The following is a 23,071-nucleotide window of genomic DNA, read 5'->3' on the forward strand; positions in this document are numbered from 1 at the left end:
CGAGGTTTTTGGCATTTGACATTGTGCACGCTGTTGAGTTCTCAAGGAACGGACGCTCCCGGTGCCCCACCTTCCGGCGGCAGCTGCCGAGGCAACTTCCCAAACTTACCACCCTCTGCGCTGGAGTTCTGACGGCCCAGTGGCCATGCAGACCCGCTGCGTACTCCGTGAAGAAGTCGAGAGTGGGAAGGGTTTTCTATCCTAGACCCGAAGATCGTGGCTTTGCAACTGGAGTTGCGGGCCGGAATCTTCGGCGGCTTGCGCCTTCGGATTGTGTCCCACGTGAGGCCGGGAAGCTCTGCGGCTTTCCGCACCTTTGGGGTGACGAGTGATTACTTTACGCAGCCTTTCGGAGCCGCACCAAATCCGGTTGCGCCCCGGGCGTGTCGCGGGTCATTCGCCTGTGTTGGCGGGCGCGCAATACTCCGTGACGTGCGCCTGCACAGCCTCGATTTCCGCTACTGCCTGCAGGTCGAGGAGGTCTCCTGCTCGATGCGGCTCCGGAAGATTCGCGGCACTCGCGACGATCTGGTCGATCTGCGCGCTGGCCGACGTCACCTGCTCCGCGATGACCGCCGGCGCGAGAGGAACGAGGCCCTGCCACGACGCGGCATAGGCGGAGATCGCGGGGACGTAGCCGGCAGGGTCGTCTGCCGCGGGCCAACCGAAGTCCGCGGCATCCGTCGCCAGTACGGGCGATCCCGCCAAGGCCCCACAGAACGCGGCGCTCTCCTCGACCAGCGCCGCATGAGCCGCGGCGGCGGCTTGTGCGCTCTCCTCATCGGCGAGCTGCTTCTGCTGCTCAGACCAGAGGAAGACACCGGCAACGATGAACACGAAGGTCATGCCGACGGCCACCCAGAGTGAGGCTCGCGCAATGGCGGATGACCACCCTCGGTAGGCGCGACCGCGTGCGGATGCGACCAGGCCCAGCACGAACCCGACGGGCGGGAGCACGATCGAGGCGGCGAGGGCGATGCGGTCGAGGAGATCCACTTCCTGCGGAGTCTCGTGGGCTCGGGGGGCCAGCGGCCCGAGGACGGGGTGTCCCGGAGGGGATGCAGTTGCGGTGGTCGGCCGGGGGGTGTCCCCTGCCGACGGTATTGGCGCGAGGTCGTGCGATGGAGCAACGGCTGGGACGATCGGGGCCGACAACGCGACGGACGGGTTTGCCTCTGGCCGCGACGGCGAGCCTGGTGGGACCGGTGCGCCACCGAAGGGCGAGGTCGCCGGTGCTGCGGTGGGAGGCGTGGGCGATACCACTGGGGCGGCGACGGCGGGCGGCGAGTACAGCTCGGCCGCCGAGGGAGCCCGAGTCGGCGTTTCGGCGTCGGGGCGCGGGGGAACGGTGAACGCTGCCGGACGAAGACCATACGCCGCAGCATCCGGAAGTCCTGTACCGGGGTCGGCCCCGGCGGACGGGTCGGCGTGGGGCGCGTCCTGCGGGTGGGTGGACTTCGTCGGCTGCGAGAAGGGGCCATGCGACGCGAAGGCGTGGGTCACGGGAGGTACGGCGGGGCGCGGCGGTTCCTCGAGGGGTGGCGGCTGCAGGGGCGGCGTCGCGGACGCATCCGGCTGGGGAGTAGTCGGCGGGGCAGTAGTCGACTGAGCAGCAATTGGCGCGGAGGGCTGCGACTGAGCAAAGGGTCGCGCGGGCTCGGAGCCATACGCGGGCGGGGTGACGCCGGAGTACTGCGGCGGTGTCAGCGGCTCAGCTGCCGCAGGAGACGCCGGCGCGGGGATGTCGCGGAAGCGCGACGTGTCGACGGGAGCCGGCTCGTGAGCCGACGGTTCGAAGGAGCGGCGTTCGAAGCCCAGCGCCTCGAATGCGCTGAATCCTCCCGTGTCAGGGCCCACCGTCGGGGGCGTCGACTGCTCGCGGGAGACGGTCTCTCCCACCTCTGCGCGGGCGCTCTCGCGGAGTCGCCTGCGATCGCGACGAAGTCCGCCGTCGGGACTGCTCGGGGCACCAGTCCCCTGACCGACATCAGGCTTATCGTCCACGCTCTCCCCTCAAAAGTTCGCCCCATCCTAACGAGGCGAAACTGTGCTTACCGTGCGACGACGCCCGCAAGCGTTTTCTTGCCGCGACGCAGGACAGCGAAGCGAGAGAACAGGAAGCGATTACCGATCGCCTCCCCGACATCCGTCACCTTCACGTTGTTGCAGTAGACGCCGCCCTGCTCGATCGCCCGACGCGACTCACCCAGGCTCTTGGTGAGCCCTGTGTCGACCAGGAGCTGGGCGAGGGAGGAATCGACCGTCGCCTCGGCGCGTGGCAACTCCGCTAGGGCGGCGGTCAACGTGGGCTCGTCGAGCGCTGTGAGGTCGCCTTGGCCAAACAAAGCCTCTGCTGCGGCGATCGCGGCGTGCGTTGCCTCTGCCCCGTGCACGAGCGAGGTTACCTCGAACGCGAGGGTGCGCTGGGCCTCACGGCGGAAGGGCTCGGTTGCGACCGCCTCGGCCAGCTCCTCGATGCCTGCACGCGACAGGAAGGTGAAGACCTTGAGCCGGTCGATGACATCCGCGTCGTCGGTGTTGAGCCAGAACTGGTACATCGCGTAGGGGCTCGTGAGCGAGGCATCCAGCCACACGGCGTTGCCCTCGCTCTTGCCGAACTTGGTGCCGTCGGAATTCGTGATGAGCGGCGTGCCGATGGCGTGGACGCTCGCTCCCTCTGCCTTGTGGATGAGATCCGAGCCGCTCGTGAGGTTGCCCCACTGGTCGGAGCCGCCCGTCTGGAGCACGCAGTCGTACTTGCGGTAGAGCTCGAGGAAGTCCATGCCCTGGAGCACCTGGTAGCTGAACTCGGTGTAGCTGATGCCTGCGTCGGAATTGAGTCGGGCGCTCACCGCGTCCTTCTTGAGCATCGTGCCGACCCGAAAGTACTTGCCGACGTCGCGCAGGAAGTCGATCGCGGAGAGTGGCGAAGTCCAGTCGAGGTTGTTGACAAGGCGTGCCGCGTTCTCCCCCTCGAAGCTCAGGAATCGAGACACTTGACCCTGCAGGTAACCGACCCACTCGGCGACGACCTCTGGCGTGTTGAGGGTGCGCTCGGCCGTGGGCTTCGGATCGCCGATGAGTCCCGTCGAGCCGCCGACGAGGGCGAGCGGCCTGTGACCCGCCAACTGGATGCGGCGCAGCAGCAGCAGCTGCACGAGGTTGCCTAGGTGCAGGCTCGGCGCCGTCGGGTCGAAGCCGCAGTAGTAGACGATGGGCGGGCCATCCAGCAATTGCTTGAGCGCCTCGGCGTCTGTCGACACGTGAATGAGACCTCGCCACGACAGCTCGTCCCAGAGGGACTCGAATGAATCGTCGTTGCTCTGCTGCTCTAGATCCTGCGCGCTCGCTGACACTCGACCAAGGCTACCAGCGGCGAAGCGGCCGCCTCACGCACCCGACGAGTCGGCGAGGGTCGTGCGGTTGCGCCCGGATGTCTTCGAAACATAGAGCGCGGCATCCGCTCGCGACACCAAGCTCGCGAGGCCGTCGCCCTCGTTCCACTCGGCAACGCCCATCGAGACCGTCACCGCACCCGTGATTTGGATATCGCGGCCGCTAATCGCCAGGCGAAGTCGCTCCGCAAGAGCGAAAGCAGCCGCAGCGGATGTCTCGGACAGCACCAACAGGAACTCCTCTCCTCCCCAGCGAACGACCGAATCGCCCGCGCGCACCCCGCCGTCGAGGACACGCGCCACCTCAATGAGCATCTGGTCGCCCACCGCATGCCCGTGGGTGTCGTTGACAAGCTTGAAGCGATCGATATCGCACATGAGGACCGAGAATGTCGTGTGCGCGGCGTCCGATGCTGCCCGCACGCCGACAAGTGCCTCTTCGCCGCCACGGCGGTTGTAGAGCCCGGTGAGCGGGTCGCGCTGGGCTTTCTGGTGCTCGTCGAGCCTCTGCCCGATCTCCTGCGTGACGTCCTTCCCGACGTGGACGACATGACGCGTGCCCATGACGGGGTCGAAATACGACCGTCGTCGCGATATCGAGATAGAGGGCCCCTTCGCGCCGACCGCGCGTGCGTATGAGATTGCGGGCCGAGTTGCTCGGCTCGGCTATGGGTTGCACCGTCCGCCAGTCGAGGATCTCGATGTCGAGCACATCGGGACCCTGCCCCAACACGTCCTCGTCGCGGAGGCCGCTCAGGCGTCGAAATCCGTCATTGACAAAGACGATTCCGGTGTCGTCGGAGATGATGACGGAGTCATCGGAGAGGTTGACAGCCTCGAAAAGGGTGTCGCGCATCTGTTGGGCCCCGATCTCGCGCGAGGCATCCCTCTGCAGCCAGACGAAGTACTCCGGATGGCCATGCTTGTCATGAACGGGGGACATCGTCCAGTCGACCGCGTAGAGGGAGCCATCTGGCCGCACCTGCACCGTTCGGGACTCGTGCACGCGGCCCTCCGCGAACGCGTCGCGCACCTTGGCAAGGCGCACGGGATCGGCATCCGGCCTCGCAAACATGAGTGGCGACCTGCCCTCCATCTGCTCAAGCGTGTAGCCGGTGAGCCGCACGACCGCGTCGTTGGCGAAGAGGATGCGCGGCTTGCCGGTCTCCTGGCCGGCGTCGGTCACAAAGGCAGAGGTGGGGATGTGCCGTACGGCCTCGCTGATGACGGCAAGGCGAGTCTCGGTCGCGAAGACCCCCGGTTCGTGCACCATGCGGCCGACGGTACCACCGCCGGCCGCAGAGAGAACCCCCGCCCTCGCGGGCTACTGCGCGCGCTCGGGGCTGCGAAGCACGCTCGTCACGACGGGCCGAGTCGCGACGAGCGATAGGGCGACGAGCGCGATTCCGGCGACGAAGGCGAGAGCGATGACGAGCAGCGACGTGGGAGCGACGACGAGCGCGTACCCCGCGAGCGGGAAGACGAGCAGTCCGCCGAGTGCCGCCGACCCCAGCGAGACCCAGCACAACGGCACGAGGATGGCGCGAGCCCGCGCCTGCTCCTGCACCTCGCGCGGCATACCGACCCGGTCGAGCCCAACATAGAGGTCACGGCGGTCGAGCACGGCGGATGCCTGGTTCACCCCGACCGAGCAGGCGACCATGAGGAAGGATGCGACGAGGGTGATGATGATGCCCGTGCGCACATCGACGTAGAGCGCCAGCTCGTTGGCCGGTCCACCCTCCTCGATCAGGAACGAGACGCCGGTGCCACCCACGACCGCGACGAAACTGGTCATTGCAAGTCCGCTGACCTGACGCCACGCGACCTTGGGCGCCTCGAGGGTCGTGCGCGCGGCGATGAGGCGCGCTGCAGTGCGGGCGCGGGCGACCTGCAGCCGAGCGAAGACCCAGATGAGCCATGGGCCGACCAGGTTGAGCACGGCAACGCCGACCGCGAAGCTCGCGGCGATGGCCACCGCGACCGCTGTGTAGTCGGGCAGTACGCCGAAGCTCTGCAACACGACGACAGCGATGATGATGACGACTCCTCCGATGAGCCCGCGGAGCCAGCTCATGCGCGGCGCGCTCTGCTTCAGTCTCACGCCCAGCGGCGAAATGACAACCTTGCGAAGGCCGACGACAGCACTCACAGCAGCGAGCAGCACGATCCCGGCGATCACAACGGCGATGGTGAGGGGATTCAAGATGATCGATGCAGCGCCGATGGGCTCGCCCCCGAAGGGGATGAGCCCGACCAAGGGAGAGGTCGCAAAGTAGAGGATGACGCCCACGAGCGCGCCTGCCGCGGCGACCATGACCGACTCGAGGACTGTGATCGCAACGACGTTGCCGGGAGTCGCGCCGAGCAGGCGCAGGGTCGCCAGGCGGTCATCACGCCGACGCGCCGAGAGTCTGGCGGCAGCGCCACTCAGGCTCGCAAGCGGAATCACGAGCAGCGCGAGGGCGAGCCCGCTCAGCACCTGGTACGTGGCCGCATTCAACTCGTCGGGCCAGTTCCAAAACATCACGCCACCGCCCGCGACCGTGAGGAGCAGGGCGGAAGTGATGGCGAAGGCGACGCCGGGAAGCACGAGCGTCGAGACCGAATCGGCGCTGGGCCGGGCGAGCATCCACGTCAGGGTGACGATTGGGGCGCGGCGCCTCGATGGCGCGAGGCGCACTGGGGCGGGAGCGCGCACATCCGTCATGCTGCTCATGCCGTGACCTCCGAGACGGTCGCCGCAGCCCGGACATCGAGGCGGCCGTCGCGCAGCCGCACGACGCGCGAACAGCGGGCGGCGACATGGTCGTCGTGCGTGACGACGACGAGCGCACGGCCGTCTTCCGTCGCGGCACCGAGCAGTGCCGTCATCGTCTCCCCCGAGGTCACGGAGTCGAGGGCTCCCGTCGGTTCGTCGGCGAAGATGACCCTGGCACCCGTGACCTGGGCGCGCGCGATCGCGACGCGCTGCGCCTGCCCACCCGAGAGCTCACCGATGCGGCGTCGCTCAAGACCCCCGAGGCCGAGCCGGGCAAGCCACTCGACCGCGTGGGCCTCAGCGGTCGCCCGTGTGCGCCCCGCCAGGAGGAGGGGAAGGGCGACGTTCTCGACGACCGTGAGTTCGGGGATCAGCAGGCCCTGCTGGAACACGAAGCCGAACTCCTCGCGGCGCAGCCTCGACCGCTCTGACTCCGCGAGGGCATTCACGGCAATGGCACCGTTTGGCGTGTACACGACGACCTCGCCGCTCGTCGGCGTGATGATGCCCGCGAGCGCGTGGAGGAGCGTCGTCTTGCCCGATCCTGAGGGCCCCATGATGGCGACGGACTCGCCGGGATAGATGGCCAGGTCGACCCCGTCAAGGGCGCGCGTTCCCGGGTACGTCATCGAGACGCGCGATGCCGAGAGGAGAGGTGTTGAGACGGAAGAATTCATGCTTCCAGCCTCGCCGACACAGCACGCAACCACATCGGTCGGGCGGCGCATCCCGCATCATCCTCGCGATGTATTCCGGGGCTTCGGCACGTGCCGCTTGTAGGCCGAGGCCGCGGGGTCGACCGGGCCCCGCCACCGGGTCACCGTGCTGCTTCAGGGCGAGTGATAGCGTCGAATGATGGCAACGAGGCGCTGGATCTCTCTGTTCGCACTCTGCACACTCCTCCTGACCGGGTGCACCGCATCCGGCGCACTGAACGGCTCACCCGAAGCACTCGAATGCACCGTCATGTATCGCGCGGGCGAGGACGCCCAGCCCGAGCAGGCCACCGTGCGGGTAGAGCGCCAGATCGGCCCGGAAGGGGACACCGAATCGGTGACCTTCGGCGCTGAGACTGACGCAGAGGTGACCGTCTCGGTCAGCTACCACGCGAACTCGCCCGCTCACGGGCTAGTCCAGGCCTGGGTGACGTCGAACGACGGCGAAACGCACCGGGAAATCGTCGAGTTCGAAGGCGAGTACCCCGGCGGGCCTGAAAGGCGCCAGGACAGTGGAAATCGGCCAGTCGTCACGTACGTTTGCGACGCCGCTGGCTGACGACACACGCCGACGCAGACTCACGCCTTGCGGGGGACGCTGCGGCGATATGGAGAAACTGTCGGGTCGTTTGGAATCCAGAAGCGCCACGGGAAGGCATCCGTGCCGCCGGGCCCGGACACACCGGTTCTGGGGCCGCTCTGGTACTCCACGGGACCCTGCGAGAACTCCAGGCGAATATCGCCCGTCTCGAGGTCTTGCCCACCATCGCTGAGCATGATTCCCAGTGCGACTGTGAGCCTGCCGGGACCGCGGGCGAGATCGGCATCAGTCTTGCTGCTGTGACGCCGGGACCGAGCGGTTTCGACCCCGTCGATCACCTCACCAGCACGAAGGAGAACACCCGACGAGGTCCCCTCCGTGCCTGTCACGATGTTGGCACACGTGTGCATTCCGTACGTGAAATAGGTATAGAGATGACCCGGCGGGCCGAACATCACCGCGTTACGGGCAGTCTTGCCACGGTGTCCGTGCGAGCCCGGATCCTCAGCTCCCAAATACGCTTCGACTTCGGTGATCCGGATGGTCACGCCGCGGCCGATCAGGCGCGCCCCGAGGAGCTGCGGAGCCACGTCGGGAGACGGACGGGCGAGAAAGGAACGGTCAAACACGTGGTGCGCTTCAAGCTCCTCCGACATCACCGCACTGTCAGGTCGCGCACCCGTGCTGTGAGGGCGCCGAGTTGCTCCGCGACGCGTTCCGGTGCGGTGCCGCCGACACCGTTGCGGCTCGAGACGGCACCCTCGATCGAGAGGACCTCGCGCACCTGGCCCGTGAGGCGGGGATCGATCGACACATAGTCATCGTCGCTCGGCTCGTGCAGCTCGAGCCCGCGTGCCTCGCAGAAGGAGACGAGCGCACCGCTGATCTCGTGTGCCTCGCGGAACGGCACATGCTGGCGCACGAGCCACTCCGCGACATCCGTTGCCAGGGAGAAGCCCTGCGGCGCGAGCTCCGCCATGCGCTCGGTGTTGAACCGCAGGGTCGCGAGCATCCCCGTGAAGGCGGGCAGGAGGACCTCGAGCGTCTCGACGGAGTCGAAGACCGGCTCCTTGTCTTCCTGCAGATCGCGGTTGTAGGCGAGCGGCAGGCCCTTGAGCGTCGTCAGCAGACCCGTGAGGTTGCCGATGAGTCGGCCGGACTTGCCGCGCGCGAGTTCCGCGATGTCAGGGTTCTTCTTCTGCGGCATGATCGACGAACCCGTCGAGTAGCCGTCGTCGAGGGTGACGAAGTCGAACTCGCGCGTGTTCCAGAGGATGATCTCCTCCGCCAGGCGCGACAGGTTGATGCCGATCGTCGATGCGATGAAGGCGAACTCGGCGACAACGTCGCGGCTCGCGGTCGCGTCGATCGAGTTCTCGGTTGGCGCGGAGAGCCCGAGTTCCTTCGCCACGAGGGCGGGGTCGAGCCCGAGGGAACTGCCCGCGAGTGCCCCCGAGCCGTAGGGAGAGGCGGATGCCCGCACGCCCCAGTCCCGCAGGCGCTCGAGGTCTCGCACAAGCGGCCAGGCGTGAGCCAGGAGGTGGTGCGCGAGCAGCACAGGCTGCGCGTGCTGCAGGTGTGTGCGCCCCGGCATGATCGCCGTGGGGTGCGCATCCGCTTGGGCCGCGAGCGCATCGATCAGCTGCACGACGAGGTGGCGGATGTTCGCCGCGTGGTCGAGCAGGTAGAGGCGCACGAGCGTCGCGATCTGGTCGTTGCGGCTGCGGCCCGCCCGGAGCTTGCCGCCGAGTTCCGGCCCAGCGATCGTGATGAGGTGACGCTCGAGCGCGCCGTGGACATCCTCGTCAGACTCCTCCGCCGTGATCTGCCCCGACTCGACCTCGGAGGCGAGGCGGTCAAGGGCCGCGAGCATCCGCGCAAGCTCGTCCTGGTCGAGGTAGCCCGCCGCCGCGAGCGCCTTGGCGTGGGCCTTGGATCCGAGGATGTCGTAGGCCGCGAGCTGCCAGTCGAATTGGGTCGACTTGCTGAGGCGTGCGAGCTCGGGCGAGGGCCCGTCGCTGAACCGGCCGCCCCAGAGCGAGCCCGTGTTGGTCTCGCCCGCCATCAGCCCTGCACCCCGTTGCGCTCCAGGAGCCAGACGAGCAGCGCCTTCTGGGCATGCAGGCGGTTCTCCGCCTCGTCCCAGATGACACTCTGGCCGCCGTCGATCACGTCGGCCGTGACCTCGTAGCCGCGATCGGCCGGGAGGCAGTGCATGAAGATCGCATCGTCCTTCGCGAGCGCCATCAGCTCCGCATCGACTCGGTAGCCTCCGAGGAGCTTGACGCGCTCGGCCTTCTCCTCCTCCTTGCCCATGGACACCCAGGTGTCGGTCACGACGACATCCGCCCCCGTGACGGCCTCCTTGGGGTCATAGAAGCACTCGACCGAACCGCCCGTCGTTGCCGCGATCGCCACCGCGTCGTCGATGACGGACTGCGTCGGGTGGAAGCCCTCCGGTGCCGCGATGCGCACGTGCATGCCGGCCGTCGCACCCGCGAGCGCGTAGGACTGCGCCATGTTGCAGGCGCCGTCGCCGATGAAGGTCACGGTCTGACCCTCAAGCGCACCGCGGTGCTCGCGAATGGTCAGCAGGTCTGCGAGGAGCTGGCACGGGTGGAAGTCGTCGGAGAGCGCGTTGACGACGGGGACGGTCGTGCCCTCCGCCATCTCCTCGAGCCCAGCCTGGCCGTAGGTGCGCCACACGATCGCGGCAACCATGCGCTCGAGCACCCTCGCGGTGTCGGACGCGGTCTCCTTGCCACCGAGCTGGCTGTTGGCCGTGCTGATGATGAGCGGCACTCCCCCGAGGTCGGCGATGCCCACCGCGAAGGAGACGCGCGTGCGCGTGGACGACTTGTCGAAGATCACGGCCACGGTCTGCGGGCCCTCGAGGGGGCGTCGTGAGAAGCGCTCCGCCTTGAGAGCGACAGCGAGGTCGAGGATCTCGCGCTGCTCCGCCTGGCTCAGGTCGTCATCGCGAAGGAAATGCCTGGTCACTGTGCGGCCTCCAATGCCGTGCTGAAGAGTCTGCCGAACTCGTCGATCTCGACGTCGCCGACAATGAGGGGCGGCGCGATCCGCACACTGTACTCGTTCGCCGCGTTGACGATGAGGCCTGCTTCGAGCGCGGCCGCAGACACCTTGTTCGCCACCGGCTCCGTGAGGCCGACGCCGATCAGCAGGCCGCGTCCGCGCACCTCGTCGACGAGCGGGGAGCCCATCTCGCGGATCAGTTCCCGCAGCTGCGTGCCGCGCTGCTCCGCGTTGCCGATCAGGTCGGATGCCTCGATCTCGCCGAGCACGGCGTTGGCCGCCGCGGTCGCGAGCGGGTTGCCGCCGAAGGTGCTGCCGTGGTGGCCCCGCTTGAAGAGCTCGGATGCCTCACCGAAGGTCACGAGGGCGCTGATGGGCATGCCGCCCGCGATGCCCTTCGCGATCGTGACGGCATCGGGCTCGATGTCGAACTGCTGGTAGGTGAACCAGGTGCCCGTGCGGCCGACGCCCGTCTGGATCTCATCGAGGATGAGCAGCGCGCCGTGCTCCCGCGTGAGCTCGCGGGCCCGCACGATGAAGCCCTCCGGCAGGTCGACCACCCCGGCCTCGCCCTTGATGGGTTCGAACACGACGGCGGCGACGGTGTCGTCCATTGCCGCTTCGAGCGCCTCAATCGTGCTGTCGATGTGTTCGACGCCGTCGAGGAGCGGGCCGAAGGGATCGCGAAGGGCAGCCTTGCCCGTGAGGGACAGGGCGCCCATCGTGCGGCCGTGGAATGCGTTCGTGAGGGCGAGGATGCGGCGCCGCCTACCGCCGTCGTTGTTGAGTCGCGCGAGCTTGAACGCGGCCTCCATCGCCTCCGCGCCCGAGTTGCCGAAGTAGACGCGGCCGCGCTCCCCCGCCCCCGTGATGCGCTTGAGCCGCTCAGCGAGCTCGATCTGCGGGGGCGTCGCGAAGTAGTTGGAGACGTGCGCGAGCGTCGCGACCTGGCTCGAGACCGCGTCGACGAGCGCCGGATGCGCGTGCCCCAGCGAGTTCACGGCGATGCCGGCGAGGAAGTCCAGGTATCGCTTGCCGTTGGTTCCCCACACGTAGCAGCCCTCACCCCGCTCGAGCATCGTGAGGGGTGTCGCGTGCGAGCCCATCATGGCCGCACCGAACCTGCTGCTCCAGTCGTGATTCACCACTACCCTGCCTTCGCTGTCGAGTCGTTGTCGTGTGGGGTGGCGTCGGGCACGACCTCCGTGCCCACGCCGCTGCTGCGGAACACCTCGAGGAGGATCGAGTGGGCGACGCGCCCGTCGATGATCGCGGCCTTGTCCACCCCGCCCGCGACGGCTTCGAGGCAGGCCGTCATCTTGGGGATCATGCCGGACTCGAGCGACGGGAGCATCGCGGAGAGCTCAGACGCCGTGATCCGAGACACGAGCGAGTCGCGGTTCGGCCAGTCGGAGTAGAGCCCCGCGACATCCGTCAGTACCACCAGCTTGACGGCGCCGAGCGCGACGGCGACGGATGCCGCAGCCGAGTCCGCATTGACGTTGAGTGCCTGCCCCGGCACCTCGCCATCGGGTGCGACGGAGGAGACGACGGGGATCTTGCCCGCGTCGAGGAGGGCGTGGAGCACAGAGGGATCGACATCGACGACCTCACCGACGAGCCCGAGATCGACCTCTTGCCCGTCAACGACCGTGCCGCGCCGACGGCCGCGGAAGAGGCCCTGCGTCTCACCTGAGACCGGCTGCGCCAGGTCGCCGTGCTCGTTGATGAGGGCTGCGAGTTCCCCGCTGACCTCCCGCGTCAGCACGTCACGCACGACCTCCATCGCCTCGGGGCTCGTCACCCGCAGGCCGCCGCGGAATTCGCTCTCGATGCCACGCTCCTTGAGTGCGCGGGAGATCTGGGGGCCGCCACCGTGCACGACGACAGGACGGATGCCCACGTGGTGCAGGTAGACCATGTCGGCCGCGAAGGCCCGCTTGAGGTCGTCGTCAACCATCGCGTTGCCGCCGAACTTCACGACGATGATGCGGTCTCGAAAGAGGGTCAGCCACGGCAGGGAGTCGATGAGCGTCTGCGCCTGCACGGCGTTGAGGTCGGTCGGTTCGGCCATCAGCTTGAGTACGCGCTGTTCTCGTGCACGTAGTCGTGCGTGAGGTCGTTCGTGAGGATCATCGCGCCAGCATGCCCCGCGTGGAGTTCAAGCTGCAGCAGCACATCGCGACCGCTCAGGTCGACCTCCTCGCGCGGCCGGTCCGGGCCACCCTTCGTGCAGACCCGCACGCCGTTCATCGACACGTCGACGTTGTAGGGGTCGAACTCGGCCGAGGTCGTGCCGATCGCGGCCAGCACCCGGCCCCAGTTGGGGTCGTTGCCGAAGATGGCCGCCTTGAAGAGGTTGTTGCGGGCGATCGACCGTCCGACCTCGACGGCGTCGTCCTCGCTCGCGGCGCTCATGACCTCGATCACGATGTCGTGGCTCGCGCCCTCGGCATCCCGCTGCAGCTGGAACGCGAGGTCGACACAGAGCGACTGCAGCTGCACCGTGAACATCGACAGGTCAGGACGGACTCCGGATGCCCCGCTCGCCATGATGGTCACCTGGTCATTGGTCGACATGCAGCCGTCGGAGTCGAGCCGATCGAAGCTGATGCGTGTGGCCGCGCGGAGGGCCTCGTCGAGTTCGGCACTCGTGAGTTCAGCATCCGTCGTGATGACGACGAGCATGGTCGCGAGCCCGGGCGCGAGCATCCCGGCGCCCTTCGCCATGCCGCCGATCGTGTAGCCGTCGCCCCGCACCGTCGCGCGCTTGGGCCGGGTGTCGGTCGTCATGATGGCGCGGGAGGCGTCGTCGCCGCCCGTCGCGCTGAGCGCCTTCGCCGCGACATCGACGCCCGCGAGCACGCGGTCGCGGAAGGTCTGGTCACCCACGCCGATGAGGCCCGTCGAGCAGACGAGCACGTCACCCGCCGAGACATCGAGCGCCGTGCCGACCGCCTCGGCGGTCGCGTGCGTCGTCTGGAACCCGAAGGACCCCGTGAAGCAGTTCGCCCCGCCCGAGTTGAGCACGATCGCAGAGACGACACCATCCTGGATGACCTGCCGCGACCAGATGATCGGGTTGGCGACGGCCCGGTTGGAGGTGAATACGGCGGCCGCCGACTGCAGGGGGCCGCGGTTGACGACCAGCGCGAGGTCGAGTCCGCCCGAATCCTTGAGGCCGGCCTCGATACCGGCGGCTTCGAAGCCCGCGGGCTCGGTCACTCCCCCGACGCCACTCTCCACCGGCTGCCTCATGGCGCCACTCCGTTCGTCTCAAGACCCGTTGCCTCGGGCAGCCCGAGGGCGATGTTCATCGACTGCACGGCGGCGCCCGCCGTGCCCTTCACGAGATTGTCAATCGCGCTCACGACGACAAGCCGGTTGGCCGCCTCATCGACAGCGAGTCCCATGATCGCCGTGTTCGCGCCCAGCACGTCGGCCGTCTTCGGGAACTGCCCCTCGGGCAACACGTGCACAAAGGGTTCCGTGCCGTAGGCGAAATCCCAGGCGGCCCGAGCATCCGAAAGGCTGACGCCCGGTAGCAGCTGCGCCGTGCTCGTCGCGAGGATGCCCCGCGACATCGGCACCAGCACGGGCGTGAACGAGACCGTGGCGCCCTCCGCGCCGGCGACCGTGAGGTTCTGCACGATCTCGGGGGTGTGCCGGTGCGTTCCCCCGACGGCGTACGGCATGGCCGAACCGTGGATCTCGCTCGCCAGCAGGTGCGTCTTCAGGCTCTTGCCGGCGCCGCTCGTGCCGACCGCGAGCACCGAGACCAGGTCCTGCGGATGCACGAGCCCGGCCTGGATGCCGGGGGCCAGGCCCAGCGTGATTGCCGTGACGTTGCATCCGGGCACCGCAATGCGACGTGCGCCGACGATCCGTTCCCGCTGGCGCGAGCCGTCAGCGAGGAGAAGTTCTGGCATGCCGTAGGTCCAGGCACCGTAGAACTCGCCGCCGTAGAACTTGGTCCAGTCTGCCTCGGACGTGAGGCGGTGATCCGCCCCGCAATCGATCACCAGGGCGTCGTCACCGAGGTGATCGGTCAACTCCCCCGATTTGCCGTGCGGGAGAGCGACGAAGACGATGTCGTGGCCTGCGAGATTCTCGGGCGTCGTGTCGACGAGCGTCAGGTGCTCAAGCGAGCGGAGGTGAGGTTGCGCCGCAATGAGCGGCTGCCCGGCATTGGAGTGGGCGGTGACGGTGCTGATCGTGACATCCGGATGGTGAGCGAGAATGCGCAGCAGCTCGCCACCCGCATAGCCGCTCGCGCCGGCGACGGCAACGGAGAGGGTCATGGGTTCTACCTTAAATGAGGAACGGACGATGAAAGGCCGGAGGCGGCGACGCGGCGGCTGAGCGAACGGCTCAGCGAGGCGACGTCGCCGAGAGTCGGCGCACGCGGAACAGCTCGGGGCGACGCTCGCCGAGCAGGGTTCCACGGATCATGTCCACCCGAACACTGTAGCGCGTGCCCGGGTTCCTCACCGCTACTCGCGCAGGGTTGCCCCGAAACGCTCCGTCGCAACCGCGACGCCCGCGAGACGAGCATCGGATGCCTCGGCCGCCGTCAGCGTGCGGTCAGGCCCGCGGAACCGCAGCGCGAACGTGAGCGAACGACTGCCCTCAGGAATCCCCTGTCCGCGATAGTCGTCGACCAGCTGCGCACTCTCGAGCAGCGCACCGGCACCCTCGGTGAGCGCCGCAAGTACCTCGCCCGCGGGAACCTCGAGAGGCACCACCAGCGAGACATCCTGCGTCGCCGCCGGGTATCCCGAGATTGGCGAGGTCACGACCTCGCGGGCGCCGAGCTCGATGAGTGCGTCGAGGTCGAGCTCCAGGAGCGCGACAGTCCGCGGGAGGTCGAGATCATCGGCAATCGCCGGCAGCAACTCTCCCGCGATTCCGACGACGCGGTCGCCCGCGAAGATCTCGGCGGTGCGGCCCGGGTGGTACGCGGGGTGGTTGCCCTGCTCGACCCGGAATTCGACCGCGAGGGCGAGTGCGAGCTGGCGGGCCGCGTCGATGGCGTCCGACACGGATGCCGGCACAGCGCCGATGCCCGGCTGGCGCACAACGCGGTCGCCGAGGAACAGCGCCGCGATATGCCACGGCTGCGGCGGGATGCCGTCGTTCAGCGTCGCCAGAACCTCGTCGCCCGGGTGAGCGTTGCCGACGGGCAGCGCGCCGCTGCCGTAGGTGCGACCGGCCTCCGGCAGGAACACCGTGCCGACCTCGAACAGCGCCAGGTCGGTGAGACCGCGCGAGAGGTTGCGACGGGCCGTCTCGAGCAGGCCCGGCACGAGGCTGCGGCGCAGCAGCGGCACGCTCGCATCGAGTGCGTTCGCGAGCCGCATGGCCGGGGCATCGCCCGAGAAGCGCGCGTGCGTCGCCTCCGAGAGGAAGGGGTACGACTGCACCTCGGTCAAGCCATTCGCGGCGAGCATGTTCGACGCCGCGCGGCGCAGGCGCTGCGAGCGGGACAGACCACGACCGGGAGGGGCGACGGGCAGAATCGAGGGGATGCGGTCGTAGCCGACGAGTCGGGCGACCTCCTCCGCGAGTGTGGGCTCGTCGGTCAGGTCGGGGCGCCACGACGGCGGCGCCACGGAGAGCCCCCCGGCCACCTCCTCGAGGCTCGCGCCGATCGCCTCGAGCGAGGAGCGCACCTCCTCGGCCGTGTACTCGACGCCCAGCAGCGACGTCGTGAAGCCATCGCGCAGCATGATGGGCGAAGGGGCGGATGTCTCGAACAGCGTTGAGCCAAGGGTGTCGACCGTGCCACCCGCGAGCTCGACGAGAAGCTGCGCCACGCGCGCCGCGGCCGCCTCGGCAACCAGCGGATCCACACCACGCTCGAAGCGCTTGGATGCCTCGCTCGGCAGCTTGTGCCGGCGGGCCGTGCGCGCGATCGAAACGGGGTCGAAGTTCGCGGCCTCGATCAACACGTCGCTCGTGGCATCCGAGATCTCGGTCGTCGCGCCGCCCATGACGCCCGCGAGGCCGATCGGGCCGGACTCATCGGTGATCAGGAGATCTTCCGTGCTGAGCCTGCGCACCTGGTCGTCGAGCGTCGTGAGGGTCTCCCCCTGGGTCGCGCGACGCACCGTGATACCGCCCGTGAGCTTGGCGAGGTCGTAGCCGTGGATCGGCTGGCCAAGCTCGAACATGACGTAGTTCGTGATGTCGACCGCGAGGGAGATGGAACGGACACCCGCGAGCTTGAGTCGCGAGACCATCCAGGCCGGGGTCGGCCGGGTCGGGTCGATGCCGCGCACGACGCGCGTGACGAAGACCGAGCATCCGACGTTGCCGCGGATCGGTGCCTGGTCGTCAACCGTCACCGGGAAGCCCTCGTGCGTGGCCTCGACGAGTTCGAGCAGCTCGGGCGAGAGCGCGGGGTCGCGGAAGGCCGCCCCCGTCGAGTTGGAGTATTCGCGAGCGATGCCGCGGATCGAGAAGGCGTAGCCACGGTCGGGCGTGACATTGACCTCGACCGCATAGTCGTCGAGGCCGAGGAGCGCGATCGCGTCGGTGCCGGGCTCCGGGTCGAGGCCGAGCTCGGTCAGGCGCAGGATGCCGCCGTGCTCGTCGCCGAGGCCGAGCTCCTTGGCGGAGGCGATCATGCCGTCACTCACGTGACCGTAGGTCTTGCGCGCCGAGATCGGGAAGGGGCCGGGGAGTACGGCACCCGGGAGCGACACGACGACCTTGTCGCCGGCGAAGAAGTTGTGGGCGCCGCAGACGATGCCGCGCGGCTCCGCCTCCCCCACGTCGACCTGGCACCAGCGGATCGTCTTGCCGTTCTTCTGCGGCTCATCGACGAACTCGAGCACGGTGCCGACCACGATGGGTCCGCTCAGCTCGGCGCGGTGGATGTCCTCCTCCTCGAGCCCCACGCGCACGAGTGCGGCATGGAGGTCCTCGGGGGTCGAGCTTGCGGGGACCTCGACGAATTCACGAAGCCACGAGGCTGGGACGCGCATCAGACCACCATTCCGAACTGCTGCGAGAAGCGGATGTCGCCCTCGACCATGTCGCGCATGTCATTCATGTCGTTGCGGAACTGGAGCGTGCGCTCGATGCCCATTCCGAAGGCGAAGCCCTGATACTCCTCGGGGTCGATGCCGGCCGCGCGGAGCACATTGCGATTGACCATGCCGCATCCGCCCCACTCGACCCAGCGGGCGCCGCCCTTTGCATTGGGCTGCCACACGTCCATCTCGGCGCTCGGCTCAGTGAAGGGGAAGTAGTTGGGGCGCAGGCGGATCTTCGCCTCCTCGCCGAACATCGCGCGGGCGAGGTGCTCGAGCGTGCCGCGCAGGTGCGCCATCGTCAGGCCTTTGTCGATCGCGATGCCCTCGATCTGATTGAAGACCGGGGTGTGGGTCGCGTCGAGCTCATCCGTGCGGAAGGTGCGGCCCGGTGCCACAACGTAGACGGGCAGCGGGCGCTCCAGCAGAGAACGGATCTGCACGGGCGAAGTGTGCGTGCGCATCACGAGGTGCGAGTCGACCGGGTCGATGAAGAAGGTGTCCTGCATCGCGCGCGCGGGGTGGTCCTCATCGAAGTTGAGCGCGTCGAAGTTGAACCACTCGTTCTCGAGCTCGGGGCCCTCCGCGACCTCCCAGCCCATGCCGACGAAGACATCCGACATCTGCTCCATGAGGAGGGTGAGCGGATGCCGCGCCCCGGGAGTCCAGCGGGAACCGAGGGCCGTGACATCCACCGCCTCAGCCGCAAGCCGCGCCGTCTCTTCGGCCGCCGCAACCTCGTGCTCGCGCGCCGTGAACGCCTGGTTCACGCGGCCGCGGGCCTGGCCGACGAGCTTGCCGAGGGCGGCCTTCTGGTCGTTGGGCACGTTGCGCAGCTCGCCGTTCAGCCTGGCGAGCGCGGATGCCTCGCCGAGGTGGGCAGAGCGGACCGACTTGAGCGCGGCGGTGTCGCTGGCCTCCGCGATAGCGGCGAGGGCGGCATCCACCGCCTCGGCGACACTGGACTCGGTGATCAGGGGTTCAGACACGAGGCTCAAGTTTAGTCTGCCTCGTACCGAGCCCCCGTCTACTTGATCTCGCCCTGGTTGGTCGCTTGGACGGCCGGCGCGACCTTCGTGACCCTCGGGTTGCGTCTCGAGCGCACTTCAACCCACTTCGCGACCGCAGAGAGCGCGAGGCAGAGCAGGATGTAGATCGTGCCGAAGACGATCGTCGACGGGATGATCGGCGAGCCGTAGGTCACCTGCCCGCCGTAGAACTTGGCAAGGTACAGCAGCTCCTGGAACGTCACGATGAAGCCGAGCGCTGTGTCCTTCAGCACCACAACGAGCTGCGAGATGATGACGGGCATCATTGCGCGGATCGCCTGCGGGTACTGGATCAGCAGCATGACGGCGGACTTTCGCATCCCGATCGCGTATCCGGCTTCGGTCTGGCCCTTGGGCAGCGACTCAATACCAGCCCGGAAGACCTCAGCGAGCACCGAGCCGTTGTAGAGGGTAAGCGCGATCACAACTGCCAGGAACGGGGTCATGAACGTGACACCGAGCGGCGGAAGCCCGTAATACATGATCATCATGAGGATCAGCACGGGGATCGCACGGAAGAGCTCCGTGAAGAGCATGACCGGCACGCGGATGATCGCGTGATCACTCAGGCGACCGATCGAAAGCAGCAGTCCGAGCACGAGGCTCGCGACCGCTGCGACAGCGAAGGCTGAGAGCGTACGCAGCGTTGCGTCGATGATGTTCTGGTGAACGAGCGGGAAGGTGAAGATGCGCCACTTCTCCGCGGTGAACTGGCCAGTCACCGCGAGGCGATAGACGATGAAGCCGAGGATCGCCAGCACGACGAGCACGGTGACGACCGCGAGAATGCGGTTGCGCACGATCGCCTTCGGTCCGGGGACGTCATAGAGCACGCTGCTCATCGGGCCACCCTCCACTTGTTCTCGAGTCGTCGCTGCACGAGCGACAGGACCGTCACCAGCACGACGAAGATCGCGGCGACCCACAGCAGCACGACGATCGCCGGTTCGCCGCGCTCAGAGAGGTACGCGCGAATGGCGCCGGCCTCAAAGACAGAGAAGCCAGCTGCGACCGTCGTGTTCTTGAGGAGTGCGATGAATACGCTCATCAGCGGCGGGATGACCGCCCGGAACGCCTGCGGCAGGATCACGAGCGACATGGTCTGCCCGAAGGGAAGCCCGATCGCCCTCGCGGCCTCAGCCTGGCCCACGGGAACCGTGTTGAAGCCCGAGCGGATGACCTCGGCGACATACGTCGCCGTGTAGAGGCTCAGCGCCATCATTGCGAGCGTCATGTAGGAGAGGTTTCCGAGCTCAAGCTTCGGATAGCCAAAGGCGAAGAAGAACATGAGCAGGGTGAGCGGGGTATTGCGGATGAAATTGACGTAGACCGTGCCGACACCGCGCATGATCGGTACTGGCGAGACCCTCATGCCGCCGACGATCGTGCCGAGGATGAGCGCGGCAACGCCCGACACCACGAACAGGATGATCGTGTTCCTGAACGCGGGAACGAAGATGTCGAGATTGTTGATCAGTGGATCCACGTCAGCGACAGTCCTTTCGAAGTGCGGGAAACGGCGGGAAGGAATGGCGGCGCCGCCTGAGCGGCGCCGCCATCCGTTGAGGGCTTAGTAGTCCTCGATCTCAGGCTGCTCGACCTCGGTGCCGGACTGGCCGAGCGTCGCGTCGTAGATCTCCTGCCAGCGGTCGCCACCCTCGGTGAACATGTCGTTGATCTGGCCGCGGAGCTCGGAGCCCTTCGGCAGGCCAACGCCGTACTTCTCCACCGTGAACGGCTCACCGACGACCTTGAGGTTGTCGGGGTCCTGCGAGGCGTAACCAAGAAGGATCGCCTGGTCGGTCGTCACTGCGTCGACCTGCCCGTCAAGAAGCGCCTCGACACACTGCGAGTAGGTGTCGAACTCGACAGTCTCGGTGTCGGGGAAGTTGTCCTTGATGTTCTGGATGGGCGTGGATCCCGTCGCGGAACAGACCGTCTTGCCAGCAAGATCATCCTCGCTCTGGATCGTGTCGTCATCCGCGGCCACCAGGATGCCCTGACCTGTGATGAAGTACGGACCCGCGAAGTCAATCTGCTCCTTGCGGCTGTCGGTGATCGAGTAGGTGCCGACATAGAAGTCAACGTCGCCGTTCACGAGAGCAGACTCACGGTTGGCACTCGGGATGGCCTCCCACTCGATCTGGTCCTCGGCGTAGCCGAGCTCCTCGGCGACCCACTTCGCGATCTCGATGTCGAAGCCACTGCGCTCACCGGTCGCTGCATCGAGGTAACCGAGACCCGGCTGGTCCTCCTTGACACCGATCGTGATCGAACCCGACGCCGTACCCTCGCCATCGGTCGTGTCGCCGCCGTTGCCGCTGTCGCCCCCAGCGCATCCGGTCAGGACGAGCGCAGCCGCGGCGAGCGTGGCCACAAGTGTTGATCTCTTGTGCATGTTGTTCCTTTCGTAAGGAGTCGCGGCGAAGCGCGACTCCGCCCTGTGTGCAGGTCTCAGTGGGTCAGGAGCTTGGAGAGGAAGTCTTTCGCGCGGTCGCTCTTCGGGTTGCTGAAGAACTCCTCCGGCGCCGCCTCCTCGACGATCTCACCGTCCGCCATGAACACGACCCGGTCGGCCGCCTTGCGAGCGAAGCCCATCTCGTGGGTGACGACGATCATTGTCATGCCCTCGGCCGCGAGGTGCACCATGACGTCGAGCACCTCGTTGATCATCTCGGGGTCAAGCGCGGACGTCGGCTCGTCGAAGAGCATGACCTTCGGCTTCATCGCGAGCGAGCGCGCGATCGCCACGCGCTGTTGCTGACCACCCGAGAGCTGGGCAGGCATCTTGTCTGCCTGCACCGCCACGCCGACGCGCTCGAGAAGCGCACGCGCATCCTTCTCAGCCTCCGCCTTCGCCCGGCGACGCACCTTGATGGGGCCGAGCGTCACGTTCTGAAGGATCGTTTTGTGTGCGAAGAGGTTGAACGACTGGAAGACCATCCCGACATCGGCACGGAGCGCAGCCAATGCCTTGCCCTCCTTGGGCAGCGCCTTGCCGTCGATGCGGATCTCACCCGAGGTGATGGTCTCGAGGCGGTTGATCGTGCGGCAGAGGGTCGATTTGCCCGAGCCTGAGGGCCCGATGACCACGACGACCTCGCCCTTGTTGACCGTCATGTTGATGTTCTTCAACGCGTGGAAGTCACCGTAATGCTTCTCTACGTTCTCCAGGACGACGAGAGGTTCACCATGTGCCGCGTGAATCGGGTTGCTCGTGGTCTCAAAACTCGAGGTCATGTGCCCAAGGTAGTCCGGTGGGACCCTTGTCGGGGAGATCCGGCGCGCCGTTACTTGTTCGTAACCGATGAGCTCCGCTGCGCGAATGCGCTCTCATAGAGACAGACGGATGCTGCGGTCGCGAGGTTCATCGACTCTGCCCGCCCATAGATCGGCACCGAGACGGCCCGGTCAGCCAGGGCGAGGTAGTCATCGCTGAGGCCCCGGGCCTCATTGCCGAACAGCCACGCGGTCGGCTGCGACAGCACGCCCTCCTGCCGGGCGGCGAGCAGGTCGTCACCCTTGATGTCGGCGGCGAGGACGTTCAAACCCGCATCGCGCAGGCGCTCCCGCAGCGCGGGGAACTCCGCGCCCACCGCGACGGGGATGTGGAAGAGGGAGCCCGTCGTCGAGCGGACCACCTTCGGGTTGTAGAGGTCGACCGTGCGACCGCTGAAGATCACGCCGTCCGCGCCCGCGGCATCCGCTGCCCGGATGATCGTGCCCGCGTTGCCCGGATCGCGGACCTCCTCGAGCACGACCACGAGTCGCGGACCGTCAGACAGGAGATCCTTCACCGAGACGGGGAACTGTCGACAGACGGCGACGACGCCCTGCGGCGTGACCGTGTCGGCCATCGCCTCGAGCACCTGCTCCGTCACGAACTCGACCATGACATCCGCCTCCTCCGCCGCAGCAGCGAGGTCTGAGTGCCGCTCGAACGCCGTGGGCGTGGCGTACAGCTCCTGCAGGAGTTCGGGGCGCCAGGCAAGCGCCTCCGACACGGCCTGCGGGCCCTCCAAAAGAAAGAGCCCGGTCTCAGACCGGGCGTCTCTCTTGCGAAGTTTCGCTACGCCACGCACACGGGGTGAGCGCGGGTTGTCAAGCATGGCCTAAGTCTAGGCCGGGTGTGCGGCTATGCCGACACCTTGGGAGCCGACGTGTCGGCAGGCAGCGCCGCCTTGGCGGTCGCGACGATGGCCGCGAACGTCTTGGGGTCGTTCACTGCCATGTCGGCGAGCATCCGACGGTCAACCTGCACACCCGCGAGGCCGAGGCCCTGGATGAAGCGGTTGTACGTGAGGCCGTTGGCGCGCGACGCAGCGTTGATGCGCTGGATCCACAGGCGACGGAAGTCACCCTTGCGGGCACGACGGTCACGGTACGCGTAGACGAGCGAGTGGGTGACCTGCTCCTTCGCCTTGCGGTAGAGGCGCGAACGCTGGCCGCGGTAACCGCTGGCGCGCTCGAGGATGACCCGACGCTTCTTGTGGGCGTTGACGGCCCGCTTTACTCTTGCCATTTTCTCTGTTCCTT

Annotated in this window: 21 protein-coding genes and 1 pseudogene; 1 reads left to right on the forward strand and 21 read right to left on the reverse strand. The window is 67.5% G+C overall.

Annotated features, from left to right (window positions below; genetic code table 11):
- Positions 1 to 393 precede the first annotated feature (393 nt).
- The 6 genes and pseudogenes from ACIQK7_RS00005 to ACIQK7_RS00030 all read right to left on the reverse strand — a co-directional run bounded on the left by ACIQK7_RS00005 (position 394) and on the right by ACIQK7_RS00030 (position 6,833).
- The gene (locus ACIQK7_RS00005; RefSeq protein ID WP_403019954.1) at positions 394 to 996 is read right to left on the reverse strand and encodes a hypothetical protein; all 603 of its coding nucleotides are present in this window, start codon (positions 994 to 996) and stop codon (positions 394 to 396) included.
- Between the two features lie 1,055 nt (positions 997 to 2,051).
- The gene (tyrS, locus tag ACIQK7_RS00010; protein ID WP_403019957.1) at positions 2,052 to 3,356 is read right to left on the reverse strand and encodes a tyrosine--tRNA ligase; all 1,305 of its coding nucleotides are present in this window, start codon (positions 3,354 to 3,356) and stop codon (positions 2,052 to 2,054) included.
- 33 nt (positions 3,357 to 3,389) lie between these two features.
- Positions 3,390 to 3,959 (reverse strand): GGDEF domain-containing protein, encoded by a 570-nt coding sequence (locus ACIQK7_RS00015; RefSeq protein WP_403019959.1) that lies wholly within the window; start codon positions 3,957 to 3,959, stop codon positions 3,390 to 3,392.
- Between the two features lie 190 nt (positions 3,960 to 4,149).
- A pseudogene (locus ACIQK7_RS00020) lies at positions 4,150 to 4,668 on the reverse strand (PAS domain-containing protein); the annotation flags it as partial.
- Positions 4,669 to 4,719: 51 nt separating this feature from the next.
- Positions 4,720 to 6,114 carry an FtsX-like permease family protein gene (locus ACIQK7_RS00025; protein WP_403019962.1) on the reverse strand — a complete coding sequence of 465 codons (1,395 nt, stop codon included), beginning with the start codon at positions 6,112 to 6,114 and terminating at the stop codon, positions 4,720 to 4,722.
- Positions 6,111 to 6,833, reverse strand: coding sequence for an ABC transporter ATP-binding protein (locus ACIQK7_RS00030; protein ID WP_403019963.1), 723 nt, complete (start codon positions 6,831 to 6,833; stop codon positions 6,111 to 6,113). The genes ACIQK7_RS00025 and ACIQK7_RS00030 overlap by 4 nt, the downstream gene beginning before the upstream one ends.
- Positions 6,834 to 7,011: 178 nt before the next feature.
- Between ACIQK7_RS00030 and ACIQK7_RS00035 the strand changes: the two genes are divergently transcribed.
- Complete coding sequence (locus ACIQK7_RS00035; RefSeq protein ID WP_403019965.1) at positions 7,012 to 7,431, forward strand: hypothetical protein; 420 nt, start codon at positions 7,012 to 7,014, stop codon at positions 7,429 to 7,431.
- A 20-nt stretch (positions 7,432 to 7,451) separates the two neighbouring features.
- Here ACIQK7_RS00035 and ACIQK7_RS00040 read toward each other — a convergent pair whose 3' ends face one another.
- The 15 genes from ACIQK7_RS00040 to rplT form a co-directional block, all read right to left on the reverse strand.
- Entirely contained in the window at positions 7,452 to 8,069 is a 618-nt protein-coding gene (locus tag ACIQK7_RS00040) for a DNA-3-methyladenine glycosylase (RefSeq protein ID WP_403019968.1), read from the reverse strand.
- Positions 8,069 to 9,478 (reverse strand): argininosuccinate lyase, encoded by a 1,410-nt coding sequence (gene argH, locus ACIQK7_RS00045; RefSeq protein WP_403019970.1) that lies wholly within the window; start codon positions 9,476 to 9,478, stop codon positions 8,069 to 8,071. Before argH ends, ACIQK7_RS00040 begins: the two co-directional genes overlap by 1 nt.
- Positions 9,478 to 10,413, reverse strand: coding sequence for an ornithine carbamoyltransferase (gene argF, locus ACIQK7_RS00050; RefSeq protein ID WP_403019971.1), 936 nt, complete (start codon positions 10,411 to 10,413; stop codon positions 9,478 to 9,480). Before argF ends, argH begins: the two co-directional genes overlap by 1 nt.
- Entirely contained in the window at positions 10,410 to 11,558 is a 1,149-nt protein-coding gene (locus tag ACIQK7_RS00055) for an acetylornithine transaminase (protein WP_403019973.1), read from the reverse strand. Before ACIQK7_RS00055 ends, argF begins: the two co-directional genes overlap by 4 nt.
- A gap of 38 nt (positions 11,559 to 11,596) precedes the next feature.
- Positions 11,597 to 12,523, reverse strand: coding sequence for an acetylglutamate kinase (gene argB, locus ACIQK7_RS00060; protein ID WP_403019975.1), 927 nt, complete (start codon positions 12,521 to 12,523; stop codon positions 11,597 to 11,599).
- Positions 12,523 to 13,707 carry a bifunctional glutamate N-acetyltransferase/amino-acid acetyltransferase ArgJ gene (gene argJ, locus ACIQK7_RS00065; protein ID WP_403019977.1) on the reverse strand — a complete coding sequence of 395 codons (1,185 nt, stop codon included), beginning with the start codon at positions 13,705 to 13,707 and terminating at the stop codon, positions 12,523 to 12,525. The genes argB and argJ overlap by 1 nt, the downstream gene beginning before the upstream one ends.
- Positions 13,704 to 14,750 carry an N-acetyl-gamma-glutamyl-phosphate reductase gene (gene argC, locus ACIQK7_RS00070; protein WP_403019979.1) on the reverse strand — a complete coding sequence of 349 codons (1,047 nt, stop codon included), beginning with the start codon at positions 14,748 to 14,750 and terminating at the stop codon, positions 13,704 to 13,706. The genes argJ and argC overlap by 4 nt, the downstream gene beginning before the upstream one ends.
- Before the next feature lie 192 nt (positions 14,751 to 14,942).
- On the reverse strand, positions 14,943 to 17,438 hold the full coding sequence (gene pheT / locus ACIQK7_RS00075; RefSeq protein WP_403019982.1) for a phenylalanine--tRNA ligase subunit beta: 2,496 nt from the start codon (positions 17,436 to 17,438) through the stop codon (positions 14,943 to 14,945).
- Positions 17,438 to 18,475 (reverse strand): phenylalanine--tRNA ligase subunit alpha, encoded by a 1,038-nt coding sequence (gene pheS, locus ACIQK7_RS00080; RefSeq protein ID WP_325210350.1) that lies wholly within the window; start codon positions 18,473 to 18,475, stop codon positions 17,438 to 17,440. Before pheS ends, pheT begins: the two co-directional genes overlap by 1 nt.
- Before the next feature lie 38 nt (positions 18,476 to 18,513).
- Complete coding sequence (locus ACIQK7_RS00085; RefSeq protein ID WP_403019984.1) at positions 18,514 to 19,377, reverse strand: amino acid ABC transporter permease; 864 nt, start codon at positions 19,375 to 19,377, stop codon at positions 18,514 to 18,516.
- Entirely contained in the window at positions 19,374 to 20,021 is a 648-nt protein-coding gene (locus tag ACIQK7_RS00090) for an amino acid ABC transporter permease (protein WP_403019986.1), read from the reverse strand. The genes ACIQK7_RS00085 and ACIQK7_RS00090 overlap by 4 nt, the downstream gene beginning before the upstream one ends.
- 84 nt (positions 20,022 to 20,105) lie before the next feature.
- Entirely contained in the window at positions 20,106 to 20,933 is an 828-nt protein-coding gene (locus ACIQK7_RS00095) for a glutamate ABC transporter substrate-binding protein (protein WP_403019987.1), read from the reverse strand.
- Between the two features lie 56 nt (positions 20,934 to 20,989).
- A complete protein-coding gene (locus tag ACIQK7_RS00100; protein WP_403019988.1) occupies positions 20,990 to 21,775 on the reverse strand; it encodes an amino acid ABC transporter ATP-binding protein in 786 nt (261 codons plus the stop codon).
- A gap of 50 nt (positions 21,776 to 21,825) precedes the next feature.
- Positions 21,826 to 22,644: a TrmH family RNA methyltransferase gene (locus ACIQK7_RS00105; protein ID WP_403019990.1), complete on the reverse strand. Its 819-nt coding sequence runs from the start codon at positions 22,642 to 22,644 to the stop codon at positions 21,826 to 21,828.
- A gap of 26 nt (positions 22,645 to 22,670) precedes the next feature.
- Entirely contained in the window at positions 22,671 to 23,057 is a 387-nt protein-coding gene (rplT, locus tag ACIQK7_RS00110) for a 50S ribosomal protein L20 (RefSeq protein WP_325210344.1), read from the reverse strand.
- Between the last annotated feature and the right edge of the window lie 14 nt (positions 23,058 to 23,071).

The sequence above is a fragment of the Salinibacterium sp. GXW1014 genome (assembly GCF_044769865.1).
GTDB lineage: Bacteria > Actinomycetota > Actinomycetes > Actinomycetales > Microbacteriaceae > Homoserinimonas.